Here is a 23494-nt window from a genome sequence, read left to right as displayed (position 1 = left end):
CCGGCGGGGGATTTATAAACTTTTTCTTTAGTCAGAAGTTCTTTGTAGATGTTTTAAAGAAAGTTCTACATGAAGAATTCTATATTTCGGATATTGGAAAGGGACGAAAAGTTCTTCTTGAGTATGTTTCTGCAAACCCAACTGGACCTTTACACGTTGGACATGGTAGAGGGGCTGTTGTTGGAGATGTTCTTTATAAAGTCCTAAAACTAACAGGCTTTGAAGTTGAGAGGGAATTCTACATAAATGATGCAGGTAGACAAATAAGACTTCTTGGAGAATCCATCTATGCACGACTAAAAGAACTTTCAGGAGAGGACTATCCTTTCCCTGAGGATGGCTATAGGGGAGAATACATAATAGATGTAGCTAAAAAACTTTTAGAGGAAAGACCTGACATTCTTTCCAAACCTTTTGAAGAAGCTGTTGAAATAGCAGCCAACTTTGGAAAGAAAGTTCTTCTAGAAGAAATAAAAGAAGATCTTAAAAACTTAAGAGTAGAGTTTGACAACTGGTTTAGTGAAAAGAGTCTTTATGAAACAGGAGAAGTTGAAAAGGTTCTTAAAGTTTTAGAGGAAAAAGGACTTCTTTATGAAAAAGATGGAGCCATCTGGCTTAAAACTTCTCAATTTGGAGATGACAAGGATAGAGTAGTAAGACGTTCAAACGGTGAGTATACCTACTTTGCTTCAGATATTGCTTACCACTATAACAAGATAGAAAGAGGATACGACAAAGCCATAAACATTTGGGGAGCTGACCATCACGGCTACATACCAAGAGTAAAAGCTGCCATATCTATGTCTGGAAAAGATGAAGATTTCCTTGAAATTGTTTTAATTCAGCTTGTAAAGCTTTATAAAGATGGTGAAGAAGTTAAAATGTCCAAAAGGGCTGGAAACTTCATTACTTTAAGGTGGCTTATGGAAGAAGTTGGGATTGACGCAGTAAGGTTTTTCTTCCTTCTAAAAAGGCATGATACTCCTCTAGACTTTGACATTAACTTAGCCCTTTCCCAAAAGAGTGAAAACCCAGTTTACTACGTTCAGTATGCCCACGCACGCCTCTGTAGTATTTTAGATAAAGCAGAAGAAAGAGGGTTTCTTCCAAAAGAGGAAAACCTACACCTTCTAAATTCTCAAGAGGAAAGAGACTTAATCTCTGAATGCTTTGCCTTAAGATATGTCGTTGAAAGTGCAGCTTTAAAGAGAGAACCTCACCAGATTACCTATTACTTAATGGAGCTTGCCTCCAAACTTCATAAGTTTTATAACAAGCATAGGGTATTGGATGAGGAAAATAGAGAACTTACAGAAGCACGACTTTGCTTAATTAGTGCTGTAAAAAGGACTTTAAAAGTTGGACTTGATATTTTAAGTGTTAACGCTCCGAGGAGGATGTGATGGAAGGGGATAGGAAACTGCAGTATATCTTGATGGGAGCTGCTACCGTTATTTTTGGTTTCTCTTACATGGTAGGGTACTTTGTAGGTAAGGAAGCAGGATTTGAAGAAGCTAAGAAAAAGTTTGACATTGAAAAACAAAAGCTTTTAAAGACAATTGCTGCTCTTAGTCCTGTTTCTCAACCAAGAGTAGAGAACAAAATTTTTGTCGTAGATAAAACAAAAGAAGTAAAGAAGAAAGAAGAAAAGCCTATAGTTGTTAAGCAAAAAGAAAAACCCGAGTCCATAAAGTCTAAAGAGGAAGGCAGAAGTCCTAAGATAGAGAAATCGACTAAGGAAAAACCTTTTGTGACTTTACTTAATAAAGGTGATAGTGATTCCAAAGGTGAGAATATTCAGCCTGAGAAATTCCCTAAACAAGTTAAAGTTGAAGAGAAAACTCTGAAAGAGAATTCTAAAGATCAAAAAGTTGCTAAAGAACAGAAAACAAAAGGAAACTTTTATCTTCAAGTAGGTGTTTTTAAGAATAAAGGGAACGCTCAGAAGCTAACGAAGAAGCTAAAAGCAAAAGGGTTTAATGCCGAAGTTTTAGATAAAGGACGTTACGCCATTGTTATAGTTGGGTATTTCGGAACGAAGGAAGAAGCTATGAAGACCAAAAAATCTATTAAAGAGACCTTAAAGCTTGATTCAATCGTTAGAAGGAGGAAGTAGATTGATAGATACCCATGCCCACCTTCACTTTCCTCAGTTTGATAAGGATAGAGAAGAGATAATTAAGGAGTGTGAGGATAAGCTTGATGCAGTTATTACCGTAGGCTGTGATTTAGAAGACAGTAAGAAAGCTATTAAGGTAGCAGAAAGCAGTAAAAACGTCTTTGCAAGTGTTGGTATACATCCACATGAAGCAAAATCTTACTCAGAGAACGATTATGAAAGAATATTAGAACTTGCTAAGAGTTCTCCTAAAGTTGTCGCTCTTGGAGAAATGGGACTTGACTTTTACAGGAACTTTTCTCCTAAGGAAAAGCAGTACGAAATTTTTGAGATGCAAGTAGAAGCTGCAAGAGAGCTTAACCTCCCGATCATCATCCATTCTAGAAGTGCATCGAAAGAGATGGCTGAGTTTATAAGAACAAAGCTTAAAGGCGTAAAAGGTGTACTTCACTGTTTTAGTGGTGAGAAAGATCTTTTAGAAGCAGCTTTGGACGAAGGACTGTTTATCTCCTACGCAGGAATTGTTACGTATCCTAAGAACAATGAACTTAGAGAAACTTTAAAATACGTTCCTTCTTCTAGGCTCTTAATAGAAACAGATTCTCCTTATCTTTCCCCCCAACCTGTAAGAGGAAAGAGGAACAAACCTACTTATGTTGCTTACGTTGCTATGACAATTGCAAAAGAACTTGGTATGAACTTCCTAGATATAGATAGAATTACAACCACAAACGCAAAAAGGCTATTCAATATTCCGTTGAATCCTAAAGAACAAGAAGAAAAACTTGTTTACACTGTTGGAAATAGGCTTTACATAAATCTTTCTTCTTCTTGCCCTTGCAATTGTAAGTTCTGTTTCAGGGGAAAGGAAGCCTTTATACTCGGCTATAACCTCAACCTAAATAGAGAACCCATACCTGAAGAATACATGTATAGGATAAAGAACCCAAAAGTTTACGATGAGATAGTCTTTTGTGGATATGGCGAACCTTTCGAAAGATACGAGGCCTTAAGGGAAATAGCTAAGTGGCTTAATAAGATGGGAAGACCTTCTGTTAGAGTAGACACTAACGGTCTTGCATACCTTATAACTAGAAATGAAAACGTTTTAGACGAATTAAAAGGACTCGTAGATACTTTTAACGTTAGCATTAATGCATCAAACAAGGAAGAATACTACAAAGTTGTAAATCCAAAGTTTGAAAACAGTTGGGAGTCGGTCCTAAAGTTTATAAAAGATGCGAAAACCAAGGGATACAAGGTTATAATCTCGGCAGTAAACTATCCTGGGTTTAATGAAGAAGAGTTTAAAAGATTTGCCCAAAGTCTTGGAGTGGATTTCAAAATTAGAAACTTTAAGAGGTTTACCAAATGGGAAGAGTAGCCCGCTTTGCAGTTTCGATAGACGAAAAGCTTTTGGAAAGGTTTGACGAATTTATTGAAAAAAAAGGATACGTTAGCCGTTCAGAAGCTATAAGAGATTTAATCAGAAACGCTTTGATTGAAGAATCCATTGGAGAGGACAAAGAGGTTTTTGGAACTATAACTATAGTCTATGACCACCATCAAAGAGAACTTGCAGAAAAGATAACAGAAATTGAACACGGATTTTTAGATAACATAATCTCCACTATGCATATTCATATAGATCACCATCACTGCCTTGAAACGATAGCTGTAAAAGGAAAGGCAAGTGTAATAAAAGAATTGGCAGATAAAATAATTACTCTGAAAGGAGTAAAACACGGAAAGTTAGTTGTTACTGGAATAGAGCCTTGAAGGTGAGATTTTCCTGTTTATATTGAACGGCGAAAAATTTTTGGAGGTTAGCTGATGGCTGGACATTCCAAATGGGCAAATATTAGACATAGAAAAGCAGCTCAGGATGCTAAGCGTGGGAAACTATATACAAAGCTTGCAAGAGAAATTACGGTAGCTGCAAGGGAAGGAGGAGGAGATCCAGAATTTAATCCAAGACTTAGGGCTGCTATAGAGAAGGCCAAAAAGTTTAACATGCCAAAAGAAAACATAGAAAGGGCAATAAAACGTGGAACTGGTGAAATAGCAGGAGAAACTTACGAAGAAGTAACATACGAAGGATATGGTCCAGGTGGAGTAGCGATAATCGTTAAGTGTTTAACAGATAACAGGAATAGAACAGCTTCTGAAGTAAGACACGCTTTTTCCAAACACGGTGGAAACTTGGGTACTTCAGGTTGCGTTTCTTGGATGTTTGAAAGAAAAGGAGTAATTAAAGTTTCTGCTGAAAAGTTTGATGAAGAAACAGTGATGATGGCTGCCATAGATGCTGGAGCCGATGATGTTGTAAGGGAAGATGAACATTTTGTAGTTTATACTCAGCCTCAAGACTTAGAAAACGTTAGAAAAGCTCTAATCGATGGAGGAGTAGAGGTAGAGGAAGCGAAACTTGATTTAATACCAACAACTACAACAAGAGTAGAAGGTGAAACGGCAGAAAAAGTATTGAAACTTCTTATGGCTCTTGAGGATCTTGACGATGTTCAGGAAGTTTACTCCAACTTTGATATGCCAGAAGAGGTTATGAATAATGCATAGAATTTTTCTTCCCCTTCTTCTCTTTTCACTTCTTCTAGGTTCTCCTTGTGTTGGAGAAACAGCTACATCTATTGTCAACTCCGTAAAAGAGGAGTCCTCTCTAATTTTTAAAACTGCAATTTCAGAAAAAGTGAAGAATCTCGATACAGAGCTTCCAATTCCTTGGGATAAACCTTCTTTTCAGTTTTGGCTTTCTTACTATAAAAACAAATGGAACAGACTAAAACTTATTTCCCAGCTTGATAACTTTAAAGTTTTCTATCCAACTGTTAAAGAGATATTTGAAAAAGAAGGAGTTCCAGAAGACCTAGTCTTTCTTGCGATTGTCGAGAGCAATGGTAATCCTACTGCTGTCTCTAAAGCAGGGGCAGCAGGTCTTTGGCAGTTGATGCCCAAAACCGCAAAACTCTACGGACTTAAGGTCAACTGGTATATAGATGAAAGATTTGATGTAGAGAAATCAACGGTAGCAGCTGCAAGATACCTAAAGTATCTTTATTCCCTTTTTGGAAGGTGGGATTTAGCAATAGCTGCCTATAATGCAGGTCCTGGAACAATCTTCAAGCGATTAAGATCTTTAGGAGCTGAACATTTTTGGGATTTAACAAAACTTCCAAATGAAACTTTAAACTATGTTCCAAAATTTTACGCTGTTCTTTCTCTCATAAAGGAAAAAGGTTTATTTGATTCTAACGATAAGAAAACTCCTTCGCTTGTAAAGATAAAAGTTCTTTCTAAAAGTTCCCTTTATACAATATCGAGAAAGCTAAAGGTTCCTTACTACATAATGAAAAACTTTAATCATCAATACAAAAGAAAGGTAGTTCCTGCAGGTCATTACGTTTATATTCCTTCGAACTTTGTAAAAAAGAGTGATATTCTTAAATACATAGGTTCTTCAAACATTTATGTCTATATTCCAAGAAAGAGTGAAAGGATAACCCATATTGCAAGAAAGTTTGGCGTTGATGCAGAAGTTATAAAAGAAGTAAACAAATTAAAGAGAACAGTAGTTTACAAAGGGCAACCCATTTTAATAGTTAAAAGAAATCCTAGAAAGGAAGCTGTAGCCGATGGGAATAGTTAAAGAGACAGATACAATAATTCTTTATGACCCTGAGAAAGATAAAAAGTACTTTCTAAACCTTTCTCTAGCTAAAGGGAAGTTTAACACTGATAAGGGAGAGATAGAACTTTCTGGATTAATCGGAAAACCTTACGGTTCAAAGGTAGAAACTCACAAGGGACATTATTACATAATCCTTCCATGTACTCTCTACGACTTTATTATGTATAAACTCAATAGACTCACTCAAATAGTTTATCCCAAAGATGCTGCTTACATTGCTTTGAGACTAAATGTAAAGCCCGGAGACACAGTTTTAGAAAGTGGTATTGGCAGTGGTGCTATGACAAGTGTCTTTGCCCACATTGTAGGAGAATCTGGAAAGGTCATAAGTTATGAGAAAAGAGAAGAATTTATAAAAAATGCTTTGTCAAACTTAAGAAAGTTGGGACTCGACAAAAGAGTGATTGCTAAGCACAAGGATATTGAAGAAGGATTTGATGAAAAAGATGTAGACGCTGTCTTTCTTGATGTTAGAGAACCTTGGCTTTATATAGAGAAAGCGTATGAAGCTTTAAAAGACGGTAACATGATCGGGATCCTAGTTCCAACAGTTAATCAGATAATAGAGGTTCTAAAGAAACTCGAAAAGCTTCCATTTATTGACATTGAAGTTTCGGAAATTCTCCTTAGAAAGTACAAGCTTGTTCCTGAAAGACTAAGACCTGAAGACAGAATGCCAGCTCATACTGCATACCTTATCTTTGCAAGAAAACTTCCCAAGGAGTAAAAATGGATGCAGCAACAATAATTCAAAAAGCAGGAATAATAGGTTATGTTTTACTCTTCCTTTCTGTAATCTCATTAAGCATTATTATTGAAAAGATCATGACGTTAAGGCTTTCAAAACTTGTTCCTCAAGAAGATGTCAGGTTGATAGTTGAATTTGTTAGCGATGGAAATATCGCCGACGCAGTAGAACTTTGTAAGAGAAGAAAAAACTTTATTTCCTTAGTAATCTTAGACGCTTTAAAGAACATTGGAGAACTTAACAAAGATAACTTTTTAAGTTCTTTTGAAACTGCCGCTAAGAGAAAGTTTATAGAACTTGAAAGAGGACTACCATTACTTGCAACAATAGCGGCAGTTTCTCCTCTTTTAGGACTTGTAGGTACCGTTCTTGGAATGATAAAAATATTTGGTGTTTTAACTGTTGGAAACACTTCTATTGGTAATCCTCAACAACTTTCTGCTGGAATCTCAGAAGCCCTTCTCACGACTGTCTTTGGTTTACTTGTAGCTATTCCAGCCATAGTTGCGTATAACCTTTTTCAAAAGAAACTTGATTTAATTGCTGCTGAAGTAGAATCTACTGGAGTCTTAATAGGCAATAACTTTAAAAGTTCGAGATAGCTTCTAACCAATTTAAAGGAGGCTTTTTTGGATATCCTAAAGGTTATCTTTGACGTAGTATTAGTTCTTCTTGTGTCTTTTATTGTTTTTGTAATCTTTTTAAGAATTCGTTGGATGAAGAAAATAAAGAAACTGAAAGGGCAAGATCTTCCTATCCTTATTGGTGAGTTTGGAAGGCTTAAGAAGGGAAAAGGAGTTATTTATTTCCATTCTCCCCAATGCAGACCTTGTAAAATGATTGAACCCATAGTCAAAAAGCTATCCAAGGAGTATAAAAAGGTTCACTTTATAAAAGTTAACGTAATGGAAGATTTAGAAACTGCTAAAAAGTTTGGTATCCTTGCGACTCCAACTATCATAATCACGAGAGAAGGTAAAGTTGAAGACGTTCTTATTGGACCTGTACCAGAAAGGGTTCTAAGGGAAAAGCTTGAAGTATAATTTGGCACTCAAAAATTTTCGGAGGCAAAGATGAAAATAGCTCTCGCCTGCGATCACGGAGGTTTTCGTTTAAAAGAAACTATCAAATCCTACCTTGAAGAGCTTGGTATAGAGTACGTTGATTATGGAACTTATTCAGAAGAATCAGTGGACTATCCAGAATTTGCTTATAAGGCAGCTAAAGCAATAGCAAACGGTGAAGCCGATAGAGGAATTTTTATTTGTGGAACAGGAATCGGCATTTCAATTGCAGCAAACAAAGTTAAAGGAATAAGAGCAGCACTTTGTTATAACATCTTCGCTGCTGAGATGAGTAGACGTCACAATAATGCAAACGTTTTATGTCTTGGCGGAAGGGTTTTAGGTGAAGAGCTTGCTAAAGCAATTGTAAAGGTTTGGCTTGAAACTCCTTTTGATGGTGGAAGACACGAAAGAAGAATAAATAAAATCTCAGAAATTGAAAAAAATGAATGTGGAGGTAATAAATGAAACACCTAAGAGCTGTAGACCCAGAAGTTTTTGAAGCCCTAAAGTGCGAGTATAAGAGACAAAATGAGCACCTTGAGCTTATCGCTTCAGAGAACTTTACAAGCGAAGCTGTAATGGAAGCTCAAGGATCCGTTCTAACAAACAAGTATGCAGAGGGTTATCCGGGAAAAAGATATTACGGTGGATGTGAATGTGTCGATATTGTAGAGAGATTGGCTATTGAAAGGTGTAAAGAACTTTTTGGCGCTGAACACGTAAACGTTCAGGTACATTCTGGATCACAAGCAAACCAAGCGGTTTACCTTGCGATATTAAAGCCTGGAGATACAATCCTTTCAATGGATCTTTCTCACGGAGGACACCTATCCCACGGTTCTCCTGTTAACATGACAGGTAAGTATTTTAACGTTATCCAGTATGGCATAAGGAAGGACACAGAAACAATAGACTTTGATCAAGTTTACAGCTTAGCAAAAGAACATAAGCCAAAACTTATCGTCTGCGGAGCTTCCGCTTATCCAAGAATCATTGACTTTAATAAGTTCCGTGAAATTGCTGATGAAGTTGGGGCACTACTTCTTGCTGACATTGCCCACATTGCAGGACTTGTTGTTGCAGGACTTCATCCATCCCCAATCGAAGCTTGCCATTTTGTAACAACAACAACTCATAAGACTTTAAGAGGTCCTCGTGGTGGCGTTGTAATGTGCAAGGAAGAATTTGCTAAAGAAATAGACAAAGCAGTCTTTCCTGGACTTCAAGGTGGACCTCTCATGCATGTCATTGCAGCAAAAGCTGTAGCATTTAAAGAAGCTCAAACTGAAGAATTTAAGAAATATCAAGAACAAATAGTAAAAAATGCTAAAGTAATGGCTGAAGAACTTCAAAGACAAGGCTTTAGGCTTGTCTCCGGTGGAACCGATAATCATTTAATGCTCGTTGACCTTACAGATAAAGGAATTACTGGAAAAGAAGCTGAAGCTGCCCTTGGAAAGGCAAACATTACAGTTAATAAGAACACAATCCCATTTGATACAAGAAGTCCATTTGTAACAAGTGGTATTAGAATTGGAACCCCTGCAATTACTGCAAGAGGAATCAAAGAAGACGAAGCAAGAAGAATTGCACAACTTATTGCAACTGTTCTAAATAACATCAACGACGAATCTGTAATTGAAAAGGTTAAACAAGAAGTTCTTGAAATCTGCGGAAAACATCCTCTTTACGAAGATCTAAAAGACCTTTATTCTTAATCCTTCCATCTAGCGGGCTATTGCCCGCTACTTTACTCCTTCCAATTTTTCTCTTTTTACAACAATTGTTGAGGAATTATTGATTAGCAAACTTTTCAGATATTCTACTCAGCTTCTATCTTTTAAAGAAGAAAAAGGTTCATCTTATTTCATCTTATTCCTTCTTTGCTACAATTTTTTATTGTTTTTACTTTCACCTCTTTTACAGGAATATTTATACGCATTCTTTTGGCATTCCTTAGTAACTTTTTTTTATAACGTAAGAGAAACGGAAGAAATAGAGTAGAAGCTGCGAAAAAATAAAAAAGGGGGCATTAAAGCCCCCTTAGTTCTTACCTCAAATCATCTATTAGTATTCAGGCATTGATGGCATGTTTTTGTCTTCTTTTTCTGGAATTTCTGTTATTGTAGCTTCTGTTGTGAGGAGTAATCCTGCTGCAGATGCAGCGTTTTGAAGAGCTACTCTTTCAACTTTTGCTGGGTCAATTACCCCAGATTCAACAAGGTTCTCAAACTCACCTTTTCTTGCATTGAAGCCCCATTCGTATCCTTTTTCGTTAATGAGTTCTTTAACTTTCTCAACGATAACTTCTCCAGAATATCCAGCATTAGCAGCAATTTGCTTTAACGGAGCCTCAATAGCTTTCTTAACGATCTCAACTCCGTGTCTCTTATCTACTTCGCCAGCTTCGTCAAGTTTCTTAACAAGGTCATCAAGCTTTCCAGCAGCTGCAATTAGTGCTGTTCCACCACCTGGAACGATACCCTCTTCTACTGCAGCTCTTGTAGCGTGGAGTGCGTCTTCAACACGAGCTTTCTTTTCTTTAAGCTCAGCTTCAGTTGCTGCACCAACCTTGATGATAGCTACGCCACCAGCAAGCTTAGCAAGTCTTTCTTGGAGTTTTTCCTTATCGTATTCAGATGTAGCCTTTTCAAGTTCAGCCTTGATTTGCTTAATTCTTCCCTCGATGTCTTCTGCCTTTCCTTTTCCACCGATGATTGTTGTGTGTTCTTTATCAACAACAACCTTGTCAGCTTGACCAAGCATATCAATTGTAACGTTTTCAAGCTTGATTCCGAGATCTTCAAGGATTGCTGTTCCACCTGTGAGGATAGCAATATCTTGAAGCATAGCTTTTCTTCTTTCACCAAATCCTGGAGCCTTAACAGCACATACTTGGAGTGTTCCACGGAGCTTGTTTACTACGAGTGTAGCAAGAGCTTCTCCTTCTACATCTTCAGCAATGATAAGTAGTGGCTTTCCTTCTCTTGCTACAGCTTCAAGTACTGGCAAGAGTTCTCTAATGTTGCTAATTTTCTTACCGTAGATGAGGATGTATGGGTTTTCAAGTACACATTCCATCTTGTCAGGATCTGTCACAAAGTATGGAGATAGGTATCCTCTGTCAAACTGCATACCTTCTACAACTTCAAGAGTTGTCTCAAGTCCTTTAGCTTCCTCTACAGTAATAACTCCCTCTTTACCTACTTTGTCCATAGCCTCAGCAATGAGTTCACCGATTTCTCTATCGTAGTTAGCAGAGATTGTAGCTACTTGTGCAATTTGTTCTTTTGTTTCTACTGGCTTAGAGATGTTCTTGAGTTCTTCAACGATAACTTTAACAGCTTCGTCAATTCCTCTCTTAACTTCAATAGCGTTGTCTCCAGCTGTGATGAACTTAAGACCGTCGTTGAAGATTGCTTGAGCAAGAACTGTAGCTGTTGTTGTTCCGTCTCCAGCCTTGTCAGCTGTTTTTTGAGCAACTTCTTTTACAAGCTGAGCTCCAATGTTTTCAACTGGATCTGGGAGTTCAATCTCTTTTGCAACAGTTACACCGTCCTTAGTTACTACTGGAGAACCAAACTTTCTTTCTATTACAACGTTTCTTCCACCTGGTCCCATTGTAGCTTTAACAGCGTTTGCAAGTTTATCTACACCAGCTTTAATTTTTTGTCTAGCTTCATCAGCAAAGATAATTTCCTTTCCTGCCATCACTCACCTCCCTCATTTAATTTTTAATTACTCTTCAACGATAGCAAGGATGTCTTCTTCTCTAAGGATGAGGAGTTCTTCTCCGTCAACCTTAACTTCATTACCAGCGTACTTGCTAAAGAGAACTTTATCTCCTTCCTTAACTTTGAGAGGTCTTACTTCTCCATTCTCAAGAAGTTTTCCTTCTCCAACAGCAATCACTTCTCCAATTTGGGATTCTTCCTTAGCTGTATCTGGAAGAATGATTCCACCTGCTGTCTTTTGCTCTACTTCAATTTTCTTTACTACTACTCTGTCGTATAGTGGCTTGAGTTTCATCCCGCGCCCTCCTTACTTGGTTTTTAGCACTCACCTTGAGTGAGTGCTAACTTTGTTCACCTTTAAATTTATAAGGCCGTTTCTAATTGTCAAGAGGTTTTAGAGATAGATAAAAACTTTACTATCATCTAAAAAACAGTTAAATTTTAAAGGTGAGTACACATTTTCACTTTAGGAGACTGAAAATGGGAGATCTTGTTGCTTTTTTCAGACAAGTACAACTTTTATCCGGACTTTCTGAAAAACAGCTTGAAGATATAGAAAGAGTTTCTTTTCTAAAAAAGTACCCTAAGGGAACAATCATTTTTGATCCTTCAAAAAGAGCAAAAGGCTTTTATGTGTTAAAAAAGGGAAAGGTTAAGATATACAGGTCAAATAAAGGTAAAGAGCAGATAATAAGAGTATTTTCCCAACCAACGTTTTTTGGAGAAGCTGCAAGCTTTATTGGAGAAAAATTTCCAGCTTGGGCAGAAAGCTTAAAAGACAGTGAGATATTATTTATTCCAAGAGAAGAGTTTTTGGAGCTTATAAAGAATGATCCTGAAATAAGCATGAAACTTTTAGCTGTTATGTCACAAAGATTAATATATCTTACAGGCATAATAGAGAACTTAGCTTTGAAAGACGCTCTTTCAAAGGTCTCTGCCTACATTCTCAAAAATTGCAAGGAGTCTAATTCAGAAAGTTTCCGCTTTAGTACAAACTTGGCTGCTATGGAACTCGGCTTAACAAAGGAAACAGTCTCAAGAACACTTTCGAAATTGAAATCTATGGGTATTATTGAAAAAAATGGAAATCTCATAAAAGTAAAAAATTTAAACGATCTTTTGGAACTGTCTAAGTAGTTTTTCTTTTATCTCGTGAATTAACCATCCAAAAGGGTCATGCAGTATAAGTCTTGGTCCACTGAATCTCATTATTTCTTTTATTTTTTTCCTTTTTTCCGGTTCGTAGCAGTGGACAGGACACTTTTTACAGGTAGGTTTTTTCTCTTTGAAAGGACAAAGATCCAACCTTTTGAAAGCATAATCTCTTAACTCTTTACACTCTGGACATAAGATTCCCCTAAAAGGTTTGTGTTTAGATTTACAGTAGATAGTTATCATCTTTTCTATTGTTAATTTTTCTCTTTCAATGGACATTGAGATTTCTCCATAAAGTTCAAAAATTTGAATTTTAGATAAGATCCCCCCTAAAAGGGAGGGAAAAGGGAAAGCAAGGAGGAATCTTAATTATATTCCAAGAGCTTCTCTTTTCTTCATAATGTGTTCTTCTATTCCGTTTGCAGCTTGAACTGGATCATCTCCAACAGCGATCTTACCACCTGTTAGCTGTTCCACTTCTTCCGTGAGAAGTTTCACAACCTTATCAGAACCTGTAACTGGTGGCACTGGGGAAACGTGGGTGTAAAGTCCCATAGCAACTGCGGAGAATCCATCAATTACAGCTTTTTGTTCCATATACTCAGGAGCAGTAACTGCCACAGGAAGCTGTGATGGATCTACACCAAGAGCATTAGCAATAGCAATAACAGTCATGATAATTCTTCCTGTGTCTGTACATGTTCCAAAAGATAGAACTGGAGGAATTCCAAGAGCCTTACATATGCCGGCAAGCTTTGAACCAGCATACTTATCTACAGCTTCTAGTGTTTCAAGGCCTGCCTTTTGTAAAGCAGCGTTTCCACAACCAGCACCAATTACAAGAATATCTCTCTTAATTAGTTCCTTAGCAATAGAAACTGTCATTGTATCTTGTGGACCGTTTCCAAGAGAAGTACAGTTAACAAGAGCCACAACTCCCTTGATGTCTCCACTCTTAATAACTTCAAGAAGTGGGTTTAAACTTCCTCCAAGGGCGTCAACTATAGCTTCCGCAGAGAAACCAACAATAGCTTTCTGCTTAAACTTTGAAACATCCACTTTTGGCTTATTCTTTCTTTCTTTGAAGTTTTCAATAGCTATCCTGATAATTTCCTTAGCTATCTCTTTCTCTTTTACTGGTTTGTACTCAAGTCTTATAGAACCTGGAACTCCAATTATGTTAGAAACAGCTACAAGTTTGAAGTTATACTTATCAGCGTACTCTTTGAGGTTAGCGAGGGAACAGTTCATATCCATCGCAAATACGTCTACAGCTCCCGTGGAGAGGAAGTACTCAATAGAAATCCAGTTCGAAGTTAGACCTACGAAAACATCATCACATTTTAATCTTGCCATCATTTCCTGACCGGTTTCGATAGAACCAACAATTCTTACACCCTTAGCTCCAGCTTCCTGAGCCATTTTCTGGATTTCAGGATCTTTCGCTACTTCTACAAGAGCCACTCCTATGAAAGGTTCATGACCATTTGGAAGGATATTTACGTAGTCTGGGTCAAGAACTCCAAAGTCAACTTGACATTCGTGTGGAGATGGTGTTCCAAAAAGCGCATCTTGAATAATTTCAAGTGGAACAAGGGCCCCAAATGCTGAAGCTACACCGTTTCTTAAAGCCGCAAGCGCTAAAGATACGTAGTCACCGTCAATGTTTGTCATTGATCTTGTAACAGAGTCCACAAGCTCATTCATAGGCCCTTTTGGCATTATTCCAAGCTTTCTGAATACCTCTTTCCTACTTTCTGGAGCAAGCTTCTCTACGAAGATGGATGTATCGTTTTGGGAAAGGCTCTTAAGAACTCCTTCTGCTACAAGTTTTGCCTTTTCGTTAAGAGGTAAAGATGTATCGATATCAAGAACTTCTGCTAAAAGATCTATCTTTGAAGGGTCTTTAATTTCGTAAACTGTGTTTCCTTTTGCAGTTTCAAGAAGTGTTAAAGCAGCTTCTCTACAGTGATAAGTATAAGCAGAAAGACCCATATTTGCTTTTATAAGGAGGTTTCTCATAACAATTCCATGAGCGTCAATACCACAAACACCTCTTGGAGTTTGAGGGGTTATTCTACATGGTCCCATAGAACAGAGTTGACAAGAAACCCCTTCTTTACAGAACTTACATCTAACTTTTTCCATTGCTTCGTATCTGTCTATAACGTTGGAAAGCTGAGCTTCCTTGACTTTTTGGTACATGTACTTGACACTTTCATGGAAACTTGGTACTTTTAGCCCCACTGCTTTAGAAAGGTCAGACTCAACACAGAAGTTGTTCTGTTGTTGGTTTCCGTTGTTGTTTCCGTTCCCTTTTTTGAAGAATCCAAACATCCGTTCCTCCTGAAATTTTATTCCTCACTTATATTCTAATTTTTCCTTGTTAAATGCACCTTGACTTAAATCAATTTTAGAATAGATATTTTCAAAACCAAGTATTCAATCAACGAGGTAGAGATGAAAGTTGCTGTTCCTATTCTCGAAACAGAAGTAAATGGAAAAAAGCTAGTTAATTCCCACTTTGGAAAGTCAAACCTTTTTGCAATTGTTGACCTAAACTCACAAAAAATAGAAGTAGCAAAAAATCCGGGTCTTCATGTTCAAAGAGGAAGAGGACAGTTTATAGCCCAAATGTTTAAGGAGAAAAAAGTTGATGCTGTTCTTGTAAAAGAAATGGGAGAGGGTGCATTTGAAAGAGTAAGAAGCTTGGGAATTAAAATATACTTAGTACCTCCAACCCTAAAGTTTCTTGATGAAGTTGTCGAAAAGTTTAAAAGAGGAGAACTTGAAGAACTTCTTGAACCTAACGAGGAGAAACATCATTGAAGTGTCATAAATGTAGTTCTCCCGACTGTTACAGAAAAGGCAAAGAGTGTAGTGATTTAAAAGAGCTTCTTAAGGATTTACCAGAGTTTGAGAAAAGACTACTAAAAGTGGCATCAGAAATAGAAAAAGAATTCTACTGTAAGTTAACAAGGGTCGAAGAAACTGTTGAATTTGCAAAAAGAATGGGGTTTAAAAAGATTGGTATTGCTTTCTGTATTGGACTTTTTGAAGAAGTAAAGGTTCTTTCTAAGTTTTTTGAATCTCGGGGATTTAAAGTCTTTTCTGTAGCTTGTAAAGTAGGTGCGATAGATAAGACAGAGTTAAACATTGAAAAATTAGATCCACAGCAACTCGAAGCTTCTTGTAATCCTGTTGGGCAAGCTAAAGTTTTAAACAAGTTAGGAACTGATATAAACATAATCGTTGGTTTATGTATTGGACACGATATGCTTTTCCAGATGTATTCGGAAGCACCAACGACTACGCTTATAGTTAAAGACAGAGTATTGGCACATAACCCTGTTGGAGCCCTTTATAGCAACTACTACAAAAGAAGACTAACTAAATAGCTAAATGACAGTTAACTGGAACGGAGTATATAGATGGGTAAAAAAAAGCTTCTGATAGTTGAGTCTCCAGCAAAAGCAAAAACAATCCAGAAATATCTTGGAAAAGAATTTACAGTAAAAGCCTCTATGGGACACGTTATAGACCTTCCCGAAAAAGAGTTCGGAGTAGACATAGAAAGTGGTTTTAAACCAAAATATGTTGTGATAGAAGGAAAAGATAAAGTCCTAAGAGAAATAAAAAAAGCTGCAAAGGAAAGTAGCGAAGTTTTCCTTGCTACAGACCCAGATAGAGAAGGAGAAGCCATAAGCTGGCATATAGCAAACGCGTTAAAGAGAATAAGAAAAGAAGGAATCTATAGAGTGAGATTTCACGAGATTACAAAGAAAGCCATTGAAGAAGCTATAAAGAACCCTGATAAGATAGATGAAAACAAAGTTAATGCCCAACAAGCAAGAAGGATTTTGGACAGAATCGTTGGATACACCATTTCTCCACTTCTTTCAAGAAAATTCAAAAAAGCCCTTTCTGCTGGTAGAGTCCAATCTGTAGCTTTAAGACTAATATGCGATAGAGAAGAAGAGATTAGAAACTTTGTTCCAAGAGAATACTGGACTGTAGAGGGAAAGTTTAAAAAGGACTCTTTTGAATTTCCTGCAAAGCTTTTTAAAGTTGACGGTAAAAAGCTTGAGAAATTCTCAATTCCTAACGAGGAAAATGCAAGAAAGCTTGTAGAAAGAGCAAAAAATGCAGAGTTTAAGATAACGAGAGTAGAAAGAAAAGAAAGAAAAAGGAAACCATACCCTCCCTTTATTACCTCAACTCTTCAGCAAGAAGCTTCTAAGAAGTTTGGTTTTCCTGCAAAACTCACAATGCAGATAGCTCAACAACTTTATGAAGGTATAGATCTTGGAGATGAAAGGGTAGGTTTAATAACTTATATGAGAACGGATTCAACGAGAATTTCAGATGAAGCCATAAAGGAGGTTAGGAACTTCATAAAAGAAACTTTTGGAGAAGATTCTCTTCCAAGGACAAAAAGAACTTACGATTCAAAAAGTTCCAAAAATGTCCAAGATGCCCATGAAGCAATACGCCCAACTTCCGTTTATAGAACTCCCGAAAGTGTAAAAAAGTATCTTACGCCTCAGCAATACAAACTCTATGATCTTATCTGGAGAAGGTTTGTTGCATCTCAAATGGAAGATGCAGTTTTCAGTACGGTCTCAATAGACATAGAAGGAAACGGCTTGACTTTTAGAGCAACCGGAAGCGTTTTACAGAAAGAAGGTTTCTTGAAAGTCTATCCAATAGAAGTTGAAGAAAAGCCTCTACCAAAACTTTCCAAAGGCGATGAAGTTGAAGCTAAAGAGATAAAGGGAGTTCAGCACTTTACAGAACCTCCACCAAGATATACAGAAGGAACTCTTGTTAAGGCCCTAGAAGAAGAAGGAGTAGGGCGTCCTTCAACTTACGCAACAATAATTTCCAATATCATCCAGAGAGGGTACGTTGAAAAGGAAAAACAGAAATTAAAACCTACCGAACTAGGAGAATTTGTAAATAAAATCTTGAAAAAGTTTTTCCCTAAAATTGTTGATGTAAAGTTTACAGCAAATGTTGAGGAAGAACTAGACAAAATAGAAGAAGGAAAGAAAGAGTGGAAAGAACTTTTAAAAGAGTTTTACTTTGGCGAGTTTAAAGATCTTCTTGAAAAGGCGGAAAGAGAACTTAAAAACCTTAAAGGTGAGAAGATTGGTAGAAAGTGTCCAAAGTGTGGAGGAGAACTTTTAAAGATTCATGGAAAGTACGGAAGCTTTATTGCTTGTTCAAACTACCCTGATTGTACTTATAAAGAAAGCCTAAAAGAGGAACCGGAAAAAGCAGGAAAAAGTTGTCCAAATTGCGGAGGAGAACTTGTTATAAAGAAAGGAAAGTACGGGAAGTTTATAGCTTGTTCCAACTATCCAAACTGTACTTATACGGAACCAATATCTTATGGAAAGTGTCCAAAGTGTAAAGAGGGAGATGTTGTTGAAAGGAGAAACAAAAAAGGTAAAAAGTTTTTCGGATGTAGTAGATATCCTGAGTGTGATTTTATATCCAACAAACCTCCAAAAGAGGATTAAAAATGAAAATAGCAGTTTTATCCGACTCTCACGATAACCTTGAGAAAATAAAAAAGTTTACAGATATTGTTAATTCTCTTGACGTATAACTTGTTATCCACTGTGGTGATATTGTTTCACCTTTTGCGCTAAAACTTCTTCTTTCAAATCTAAAGTGTGATTTCCTAGGTGTCTTTGGAAACAATGATGGAGAAATAGGGGGACTGATAAAAGTTTCTGGTGGTTTAATTGTTAAACAGCCCCTTTACAAAGAGATTGACGGAAAAAATTTTTAATCATGCACGAACCGTTCTTTGTTGACTCTTTAGCAAAGTCTGGCGATTTTGATTACATTTTATACGGTCATACCCACGAGCTATCAACAAAAGTTCTAAATGGGTGTCAGATAATAAACTCTGGAGAGCTTTGTGGATATCTCACTGGAAAATCCACTTTTGTTATACTTGACACCTGCCAAAATTCTGTAGAAGTACGAGAGATTTTATGAATGCTGTAAAGGTATTAGAGGAACTGCTTTCAAGAAATTGTGATCCAGGTAAACCTTGTGGAGAAAAGGATTTCTGTATAGTTTGCGCTTCATCTATGGTTTACAGGATTTCTGAATTATTTCCTGAAAGCTTTATAGTATCCAATACAGCTTTTCAGGTTCTACCTAACCTTGCCTCTATCTACTACGCGGTTAACACTTTAAAGGCTCCCCTTGTAGCCATTGCCGGAACTACAAAGGTTAACCTAAAAGAATTTTTAGAACTCGATTTCCAAGTAGCAGAAGTTGAGTTTAAACTGCTTAGAAAGGTTTACGAGAACAACATTGACATTCTGTATCCTCTTTACGAAGAAAACGAAAAACATCTAAATGCAGCTCTTGTAGAGATAAACATAGATGCACAGATAGACTATCTTCTCTCTGTTCCCGAATTTGAGAACCTTGTATCAAGTGGAAAACTTGTTATATGTGGTCTTGTTCTTGATAAGTCCGGTATCTATGGAGATAGAACTGCTTTCTATCTTATCAATCTTAATGGTTTAAAAGACCCAGATGAAGTTAAAAACCACGATACTTTAGAAGAAATTCCTGAAAGCATAAGAAAGCAGAAAGTTAAAAGGTTTCACGTTCAGTTTTAAGTAGAACTTCAAGCAACATCCACTCTACTACCGACTGGGGTTTAGCATAGGAATTTAAAAATTCTCTTCCCCTTTTGATTGCTTCAAACCATTTTAAAATGGTATCCTTTTGTGATAAAAGGTTTTCAAGGGCATCAAGAAAAAGCAAAGCTTCATCTCTTGAAAGTTTGGAAAAATTTTGGGCAAAAGAAACTATTTTTAAGGTCTTGTTGTTAAGTTTCATAAGTTCTAAGAACTCTTTTACGAGATCTGGAATTGGACTGTTAACAATTTGCAAGGCTAAACCTATGCTACCACCTGCTAACTTTATTACCCTTTTATCAACCGGTATCTCCAATCTTTCAAAAATTCTTTCAAGATCAGAATCAGTAAGTCTTCCAAATCGAAAGATTTTACATCTCGATCTTAAGGTTGGAAGGATAGCCCCTTCATTCTTGGATATCAGGATTAAAAATCCATAACTCGGAGGTTCTTCTAAGGTTTTTAAAAGTGCATTTGCAGCTTCACTTCGCATTTGGTCTGCGTTGTCTATTATTACTCCTTTTCCTTTTCCATCTTGAGGTTTAGTAAAAAGCCAAGAAGATATTTCTCTTATCTCATCTATCGCAGGAGGCTTATCCTCTCCAACTACTTTTACGTTTAAAGGGCTGCCTGTGATTTCTTTTAAAGTTTCAAAGGCAATTAATTTTTTACCTACCCCGTAAGGTCCAACAAAGAGAGAACTCGAAGGAAAGAGGTTTTTAGAGATTAGATCCTTTATTCTTAAAATTTGTTTAGTATGCCCTACTACAGTCTCAAAAACCATCCTTTCTTTCCTTTAAAACTCTTAAGATTTCTTGAAAAATAGTCTCTATTGATTTTGTTCCATCTATTACAACAACCCTTTCAGGGTTTTCCCTGGCTATTTTTAAAAAGCCTTCTCTTACTCTTTTGTGAAAAACAAGATCCTCTTTTTCTATTCTATCGACTTTTCTCCCCTTAATTCTGGATAAACCTATCTCAACAGGTACATCTATCAAGAAAGTGATGTCCGGTTCAACCCCCCTTGTAGCTTTGTCATTTAAGAACTTTAAAAGATCAAGTTCTATACCTCTTCCAAATCCCTGATAGGCTATCGTCGAATCGGCAAATCTATCGCATATTATCCATTTTCCACTTTCCAAAGAAGGTCTTATCAAGTTTTCAACATGGAAACTTCTTGCAGCCATGTAAAGACAAACTTCAGAGAAAGGAGGAAAAAATTCTTCTCTATCTTTTAGTAGGAACTTCCTTATTTCTTCTGCACTTTCTGTTCCGCCAGGTTCTCTAGTTAGGAGAGTTTCCTTTCCATTGCTTTTTAGCCAATCGTACAAAAGTCTTGCCTGCGTAGTTTTTCCGCATCCTTCTATTCCTTCAAAGGTAATAAACATCTAATCCCCCAAAAGCTCTTTACGGGTAAGTCTACTCTTCTTCTTTGGCTTCTTTCTAAAGAAGAAGTTCAAAATCTTAGAAGACTCTTTAACAGCTATTGAACCCAAAATAGACGAGAGGAGAACGTAAGCAGCAGTAAGTGGTATAAGTTTTGGAGTTGTAGCAGTTACTAAGATAGAAAACTCTCCTCGTGGCAAAAGCATTAAACCGGCAGATAATCCCCTCTTAATGCCTAAATTGTAAAATCTAACAGAAATAAGACCTGTCAGAAGTTTAGTAATTGAGGAAACAACAAGTAATATAAAAAGAGGGAAGATAATAGATGTAGAAAAGCTCTTAAAATCTATAGATAGACCGAAGGAAAGGAAAAAGAGCGCTCCAAAAAGATCTCTATAAGGAATAACAACCGATTCTATGTTTTCTTTGTATTTACTTTCAGCAAAAAGCATTCCTGCCATGAATGCACCTATGGATTCAGAAAGTCCAAACCCCATACTAGCTTCAACTATAAGAAAAAGAACTGTAGAAACTAAAAGAACTAAGAATTCAGTAGTTGCTCCTATCTTATGCAAGATAGAATCCACTAACTTACCTGCAAAGACTATCACCCCCAAGGCTAGAAGGAGAAAAATTCCTATTTTTAAAAAAGTTTTTATTAATTCTGCTTCTGAACCTATCCCGTTTGAAAAGTTTACAAGAAATGCTAAAAGCGTAGCTGCTGCAATATCCTCAAATACTAAAATAGATAAAACAGTGTCAACTTCTGGATTGGCAAGCTTTCGCAAGTCTATTAGAAGTTTCGAAACAATAGCAGAACTACTAGGATAAAGGATTACCGATAGAACGAAAGAAGTAAAAATATCAAATCCTAATATTTTTGCTATACCAAAAACAGGAAGCAGATTTAAAATCAGATCAACAAGTCCAACAGAAATTACAGATTTAAAGTTTCTTTGAAGTTCTGCTATTGAAAACTCTAAACCAATGTAAAAAAGTAGAAGGATTACGCCTAACGTTTCAAATATGTGAATCTCATGGGAATGAATAAAAAGAGATACTACAATACCAGCTAATATATAAATAGGTATTACTGGAAACCTCAGTCTCGAAGCAATTATGTAAGACACCGTTAATGCAAAGAGAAATCCTGAAAGCAAAGTAGTGAAGTGTTCCATTACTCCTCTTTCTCTTCCACCAGTTTTACAAACTTTTTAATATTCTCCAAAGTTCCAACAACAACAATAGTGTCTCCAGGTTGAAACTGAAAGAGAGGTGAAGGTGATACTATGACGTTCTCTTCCCTGATTATTGCAACAACAATAACTCCATATTTTTTTCTTATCTCTAAATCTTTAATACTCCTTCCCGTTAAGAAAGATTTCTCTGGTACCTTTATCCACTCAAAGGCAAGGTGTTTCATTAAGAAACCAATCTTTTCTTCATCCGACGTTGGCTGAAAGAGAGCACCAACTAAAATAGTCCCTAAAGTTCTTGCTTCTTCGTCTGTTAACTCTATTACTGCCGTCGGTTCTTCGTTTTCTTCTTCAAAATAGTAAATTTCTCTTTTTCCCGTATGGTGAATAACAGTAACGATTATATCTCCACTTTCAGTTCTTATAGAGTATTTTTTTCCAATGCCCGGTAGCTCGCCTTCCTTAACAAACATTTTAGCCCCCTTATTTAGATTTCATCTTCCGGTATTACAACCTTGATAACTCCTCTAAGCTCTCCTGCTTTATAGTTAACTGCTTTATCATTTGGATACTTTTCTTTAATTACCCTAACAATCTTTGGATCCATACTTTTGAGAGAACCGTGACAATTTAAACAAAACTGGTTAGTTATCAAAGGTTTATAGTAAATGTAAAAAACTTTCCCACCTTTTTTAACAGCAGATATGTAGAAAGGAGGTAGATCACCTTCTTTTTGTTTTTCTTCTAAGAGTCTCAAAACTTCTACATCAATCTTACTGGGTCTATTTGTTGGATTTCTGTACTTTTCAGAAACTCTACTTACCTTTATATTGCCAAGCCTGTTGTTAACAATTTTTGTTATTTTTTCAGCTTCTTTTGCACAAAAGAGAACAGCCCCTTCTGTACCTTTTTTGCTTATAGCTCTCACAAGATTACTTTTTAATTCTTTCATTAATTCCTTGCTTGCCCTTTCTCCAACAGCTCTGATTCGAGTTACTTTATCTTGTGGCACTTTAACTTTTTTTTCGTAAGTGCAACTAAAAAACAGTAATACAAGAAAGAAAAGACTAAACTTTTTCACCTTTTATCCTCCCTACTGTCAAAGTTCCACATCCTCCCAATCTATCTGTTCTAAATCTATTGCTTAGTGTAACTCTTACACCCATTTCTCTCAAAAAGAGAAAAGCTTTTTCATATTCCTCTTTACTTACAGGTTCTAAATCAGAACTTTCAACCTTGTTGTAAGCCATTAGCATAACCGCAAACCTGTGTTTTTTAGCAACTTCTCCAAGTAATCTTAGGTTTTCCCTATCATCATTTAACCCTTTAATAAGAAGGTATCCAAGTTGAAATTTCTTTCTTCTTGATGAAGAAGATCTTGCAATATGTTCTTCTATTACTCCTAAAAGTTCTTCTAGTTTTTCTTTTTTCTTAAATATTTTGGATCTTGTCTCTTCCAAAACACTATGAACAGAAAGGGTGAGACCGTTATGTGGTAATTCCACAAGCTTTTTAAAACCAGCAAAAGGATACCCTGTTGTGCTTATCGTGACTTTTAATCCTTTACTTCTAAAGTAATTAACAGCATTTTCGACGCTTTCTACATTTAAAGCTGGTTCTCCTATTCCAGCAATAGCTATTCCTTTAATCGGTAATTTTCCTTTAAGAAGCTCATACTGGGCTATTATTTCTTCTGTTTTTAAGTTTCT

At 36.6% G+C, this 23494-nt stretch carries 27 protein-coding genes; 17 read left to right on the top strand and 10 right to left on the bottom strand.

Going from position 1 to position 23494, the window contains the following annotated elements:
- From argS to glyA, 11 genes are all read left to right on the top strand, one after another.
- A partial coding sequence (gene argS, locus ABGX27_04900; protein MEO2068833.1) for an arginine--tRNA ligase occupies nt 1–1403 on the top strand: 1403 nt, incomplete at its 5' end.
- On the top strand, nt 1403–2116 hold the full coding sequence (locus ABGX27_04895) for an SPOR domain-containing protein (GenBank protein MEO2068832.1): 714 nt from the start codon (nt 1403–1405) through the stop codon (nt 2114–2116). The genes argS and ABGX27_04895, both read left to right, overlap by 1 nt.
- 1 nt (nt 2117) lies before the next feature.
- Nucleotides 2118–3503, top strand: a complete 1386-nt coding sequence (locus tag ABGX27_04890; protein ID MEO2068831.1) for a YchF/TatD family DNA exonuclease — start codon at nt 2118–2120, stop codon at nt 3501–3503.
- Complete coding sequence (gene nikR / locus ABGX27_04885; protein ID MEO2068830.1) at nt 3491–3898, top strand: nickel-responsive transcriptional regulator NikR; 408 nt, start codon at nt 3491–3493, stop codon at nt 3896–3898. The genes ABGX27_04890 and nikR overlap by 13 nt, the downstream gene beginning before the upstream one ends.
- A 54-nt stretch (nt 3899–3952) precedes the next feature.
- Nucleotides 3953–4696 (top strand): YebC/PmpR family DNA-binding transcriptional regulator, encoded by a 744-nt coding sequence (locus tag ABGX27_04880; GenBank protein MEO2068829.1) that lies wholly within the window; start codon nt 3953–3955, stop codon nt 4694–4696.
- Nucleotides 4689–5783: a transglycosylase SLT domain-containing protein gene (locus ABGX27_04875; protein ID MEO2068828.1), complete on the top strand. Its 1095-nt coding sequence runs from the start codon at nt 4689–4691 to the stop codon at nt 5781–5783. Before ABGX27_04880 ends, ABGX27_04875 begins: the two co-directional genes overlap by 8 nt.
- Nucleotides 5770–6552, top strand: coding sequence for a tRNA (adenine-N1)-methyltransferase (locus tag ABGX27_04870; protein ID MEO2068827.1), 783 nt, complete (start codon nt 5770–5772; stop codon nt 6550–6552). Before ABGX27_04875 ends, ABGX27_04870 begins: the two co-directional genes overlap by 14 nt.
- 2 nt (nt 6553–6554) lie before the next feature.
- A complete protein-coding gene (locus tag ABGX27_04865) occupies nt 6555–7175 on the top strand; it encodes a MotA/TolQ/ExbB proton channel family protein (GenBank protein ID MEO2068826.1) in 621 nt (206 codons plus the stop codon).
- A 27-nt stretch (nt 7176–7202) separates the two neighbouring features.
- The gene (locus tag ABGX27_04860) at nt 7203–7616 is read left to right on the top strand and encodes a thioredoxin family protein (protein MEO2068825.1); all 414 of its coding nucleotides are present in this window, start codon (nt 7203–7205) and stop codon (nt 7614–7616) included.
- A 30-nt stretch (nt 7617–7646) separates the two neighbouring features.
- On the top strand, nt 7647–8105 hold the full coding sequence (gene rpiB, locus ABGX27_04855; GenBank protein MEO2068824.1) for a ribose 5-phosphate isomerase B: 459 nt from the start codon (nt 7647–7649) through the stop codon (nt 8103–8105).
- Entirely contained in the window at nt 8102–9358 is a 1257-nt protein-coding gene (gene glyA / locus ABGX27_04850; GenBank protein MEO2068823.1) for a serine hydroxymethyltransferase, read from the top strand. The genes rpiB and glyA overlap by 4 nt, the downstream gene beginning before the upstream one ends.
- Nucleotides 9359–9707: 349 nt before the next feature.
- On the opposite strand, the gene groL is transcribed toward glyA, so the two are convergent.
- Both groL and groES read right to left on the bottom strand, forming a co-directional pair.
- On the bottom strand, nt 9708–11351 hold the full coding sequence (groL, locus tag ABGX27_04845) for a chaperonin GroEL (GenBank protein MEO2068822.1): 1644 nt from the start codon (nt 11349–11351) through the stop codon (nt 9708–9710).
- A gap of 27 nt (nt 11352–11378) precedes the next feature.
- Entirely contained in the window at nt 11379–11669 is a 291-nt protein-coding gene (gene groES / locus ABGX27_04840; protein ID MEO2068821.1) for a co-chaperone GroES, read from the bottom strand.
- Nucleotides 11670–11854: 185 nt separating this feature from the next.
- Between groES and ABGX27_04835 the strand changes: the two genes are divergently transcribed.
- Entirely contained in the window at nt 11855–12514 is a 660-nt protein-coding gene (locus tag ABGX27_04835; GenBank protein ID MEO2068820.1) for a Crp/Fnr family transcriptional regulator, read from the top strand.
- On the opposite strand, the gene ABGX27_04830 is transcribed toward ABGX27_04835, so the two are convergent.
- Complete coding sequence (locus ABGX27_04830) at nt 12485–12811, bottom strand: nitrous oxide-stimulated promoter family protein (protein ID MEO2068819.1); 327 nt, start codon at nt 12809–12811, stop codon at nt 12485–12487. The two genes, ABGX27_04835 and ABGX27_04830, sit on opposite strands and share 30 nt — an antisense overlap.
- A 90-nt stretch (nt 12812–12901) precedes the next feature.
- A complete protein-coding gene (cooS, locus tag ABGX27_04825; GenBank protein ID MEO2068818.1) occupies nt 12902–14869 on the bottom strand; it encodes an anaerobic carbon-monoxide dehydrogenase catalytic subunit in 1968 nt (655 codons plus the stop codon).
- 123 nt (nt 14870–14992) lie between these two features.
- On the opposite strand from cooS, the gene ABGX27_04820 reads away from it, so the two are divergent.
- The 5 genes from ABGX27_04820 (at nt 14993) to ABGX27_04800 (ending at nt 19182) form a co-directional block, all read left to right on the top strand.
- Complete coding sequence (locus tag ABGX27_04820; protein ID MEO2068817.1) at nt 14993–15361, top strand: NifB/NifX family molybdenum-iron cluster-binding protein; 369 nt, start codon at nt 14993–14995, stop codon at nt 15359–15361.
- A complete protein-coding gene (locus ABGX27_04815) occupies nt 15358–15930 on the top strand; it encodes a DUF1847 domain-containing protein (protein ID MEO2068816.1) in 573 nt (190 codons plus the stop codon). Before ABGX27_04820 ends, ABGX27_04815 begins: the two co-directional genes overlap by 4 nt.
- 33 nt (nt 15931–15963) lie before the next feature.
- Nucleotides 15964–18057, top strand: coding sequence for a type I DNA topoisomerase (gene topA, locus ABGX27_04810; GenBank protein MEO2068815.1), 2094 nt, complete (start codon nt 15964–15966; stop codon nt 18055–18057).
- 277 nt (nt 18058–18334) lie between these two features.
- Nucleotides 18335–18544, top strand: a complete 210-nt coding sequence (locus ABGX27_04805) for a metallophosphoesterase family protein (GenBank protein MEO2068814.1) — start codon at nt 18335–18337, stop codon at nt 18542–18544.
- Nucleotides 18541–19182, top strand: coding sequence for a hypothetical protein (locus tag ABGX27_04800; protein ID MEO2068813.1), 642 nt, complete (start codon nt 18541–18543; stop codon nt 19180–19182). The genes ABGX27_04805 and ABGX27_04800 overlap by 4 nt, the downstream gene beginning before the upstream one ends.
- On the opposite strand, the gene ABGX27_04795 is transcribed toward ABGX27_04800, so the two are convergent.
- From ABGX27_04795 to ABGX27_04770, 6 genes are all read right to left on the bottom strand, one after another.
- Nucleotides 19157–19987, bottom strand: a complete 831-nt coding sequence (locus ABGX27_04795) for a DNA polymerase III subunit delta' (GenBank protein MEO2068812.1) — start codon at nt 19985–19987, stop codon at nt 19157–19159. The two genes, ABGX27_04800 and ABGX27_04795, sit on opposite strands and share 26 nt — an antisense overlap.
- Nucleotides 19977–20591: a dTMP kinase gene (gene tmk, locus ABGX27_04790; GenBank protein MEO2068811.1), complete on the bottom strand. Its 615-nt coding sequence runs from the start codon at nt 20589–20591 to the stop codon at nt 19977–19979. Before tmk ends, ABGX27_04795 begins: the two co-directional genes overlap by 11 nt.
- Complete coding sequence (locus ABGX27_04785) at nt 20592–21767, bottom strand: cation:proton antiporter (GenBank protein ID MEO2068810.1); 1176 nt, start codon at nt 21765–21767, stop codon at nt 20592–20594. It lies immediately after the preceding gene.
- Nucleotides 21767–22258, bottom strand: coding sequence for a cation:proton antiporter regulatory subunit (locus ABGX27_04780; GenBank protein MEO2068809.1), 492 nt, complete (start codon nt 22256–22258; stop codon nt 21767–21769). Before ABGX27_04780 ends, ABGX27_04785 begins: the two co-directional genes overlap by 1 nt.
- A 14-nt stretch (nt 22259–22272) precedes the next feature.
- The gene (locus tag ABGX27_04775; GenBank protein MEO2068808.1) at nt 22273–22866 is read right to left on the bottom strand and encodes a DUF3365 domain-containing protein; all 594 of its coding nucleotides are present in this window, start codon (nt 22864–22866) and stop codon (nt 22273–22275) included.
- Nucleotides 22853–23494: radical SAM protein (locus tag ABGX27_04770; protein ID MEO2068807.1), on the bottom strand; the 642-nt coding region annotated here is incomplete at its 5' end. The genes ABGX27_04770 and ABGX27_04775, both read right to left, overlap by 14 nt.

Source organism: Desulfurobacteriaceae bacterium, assembly GCA_039832905.1.
Lineage (GTDB): Bacteria > Aquificota > Aquificia > Desulfurobacteriales > Desulfurobacteriaceae > Desulfurobacterium.
Note: the sequence above shows the minus strand (reverse complement) of the source record. Positions and strands in the feature narration are given on the sequence as shown.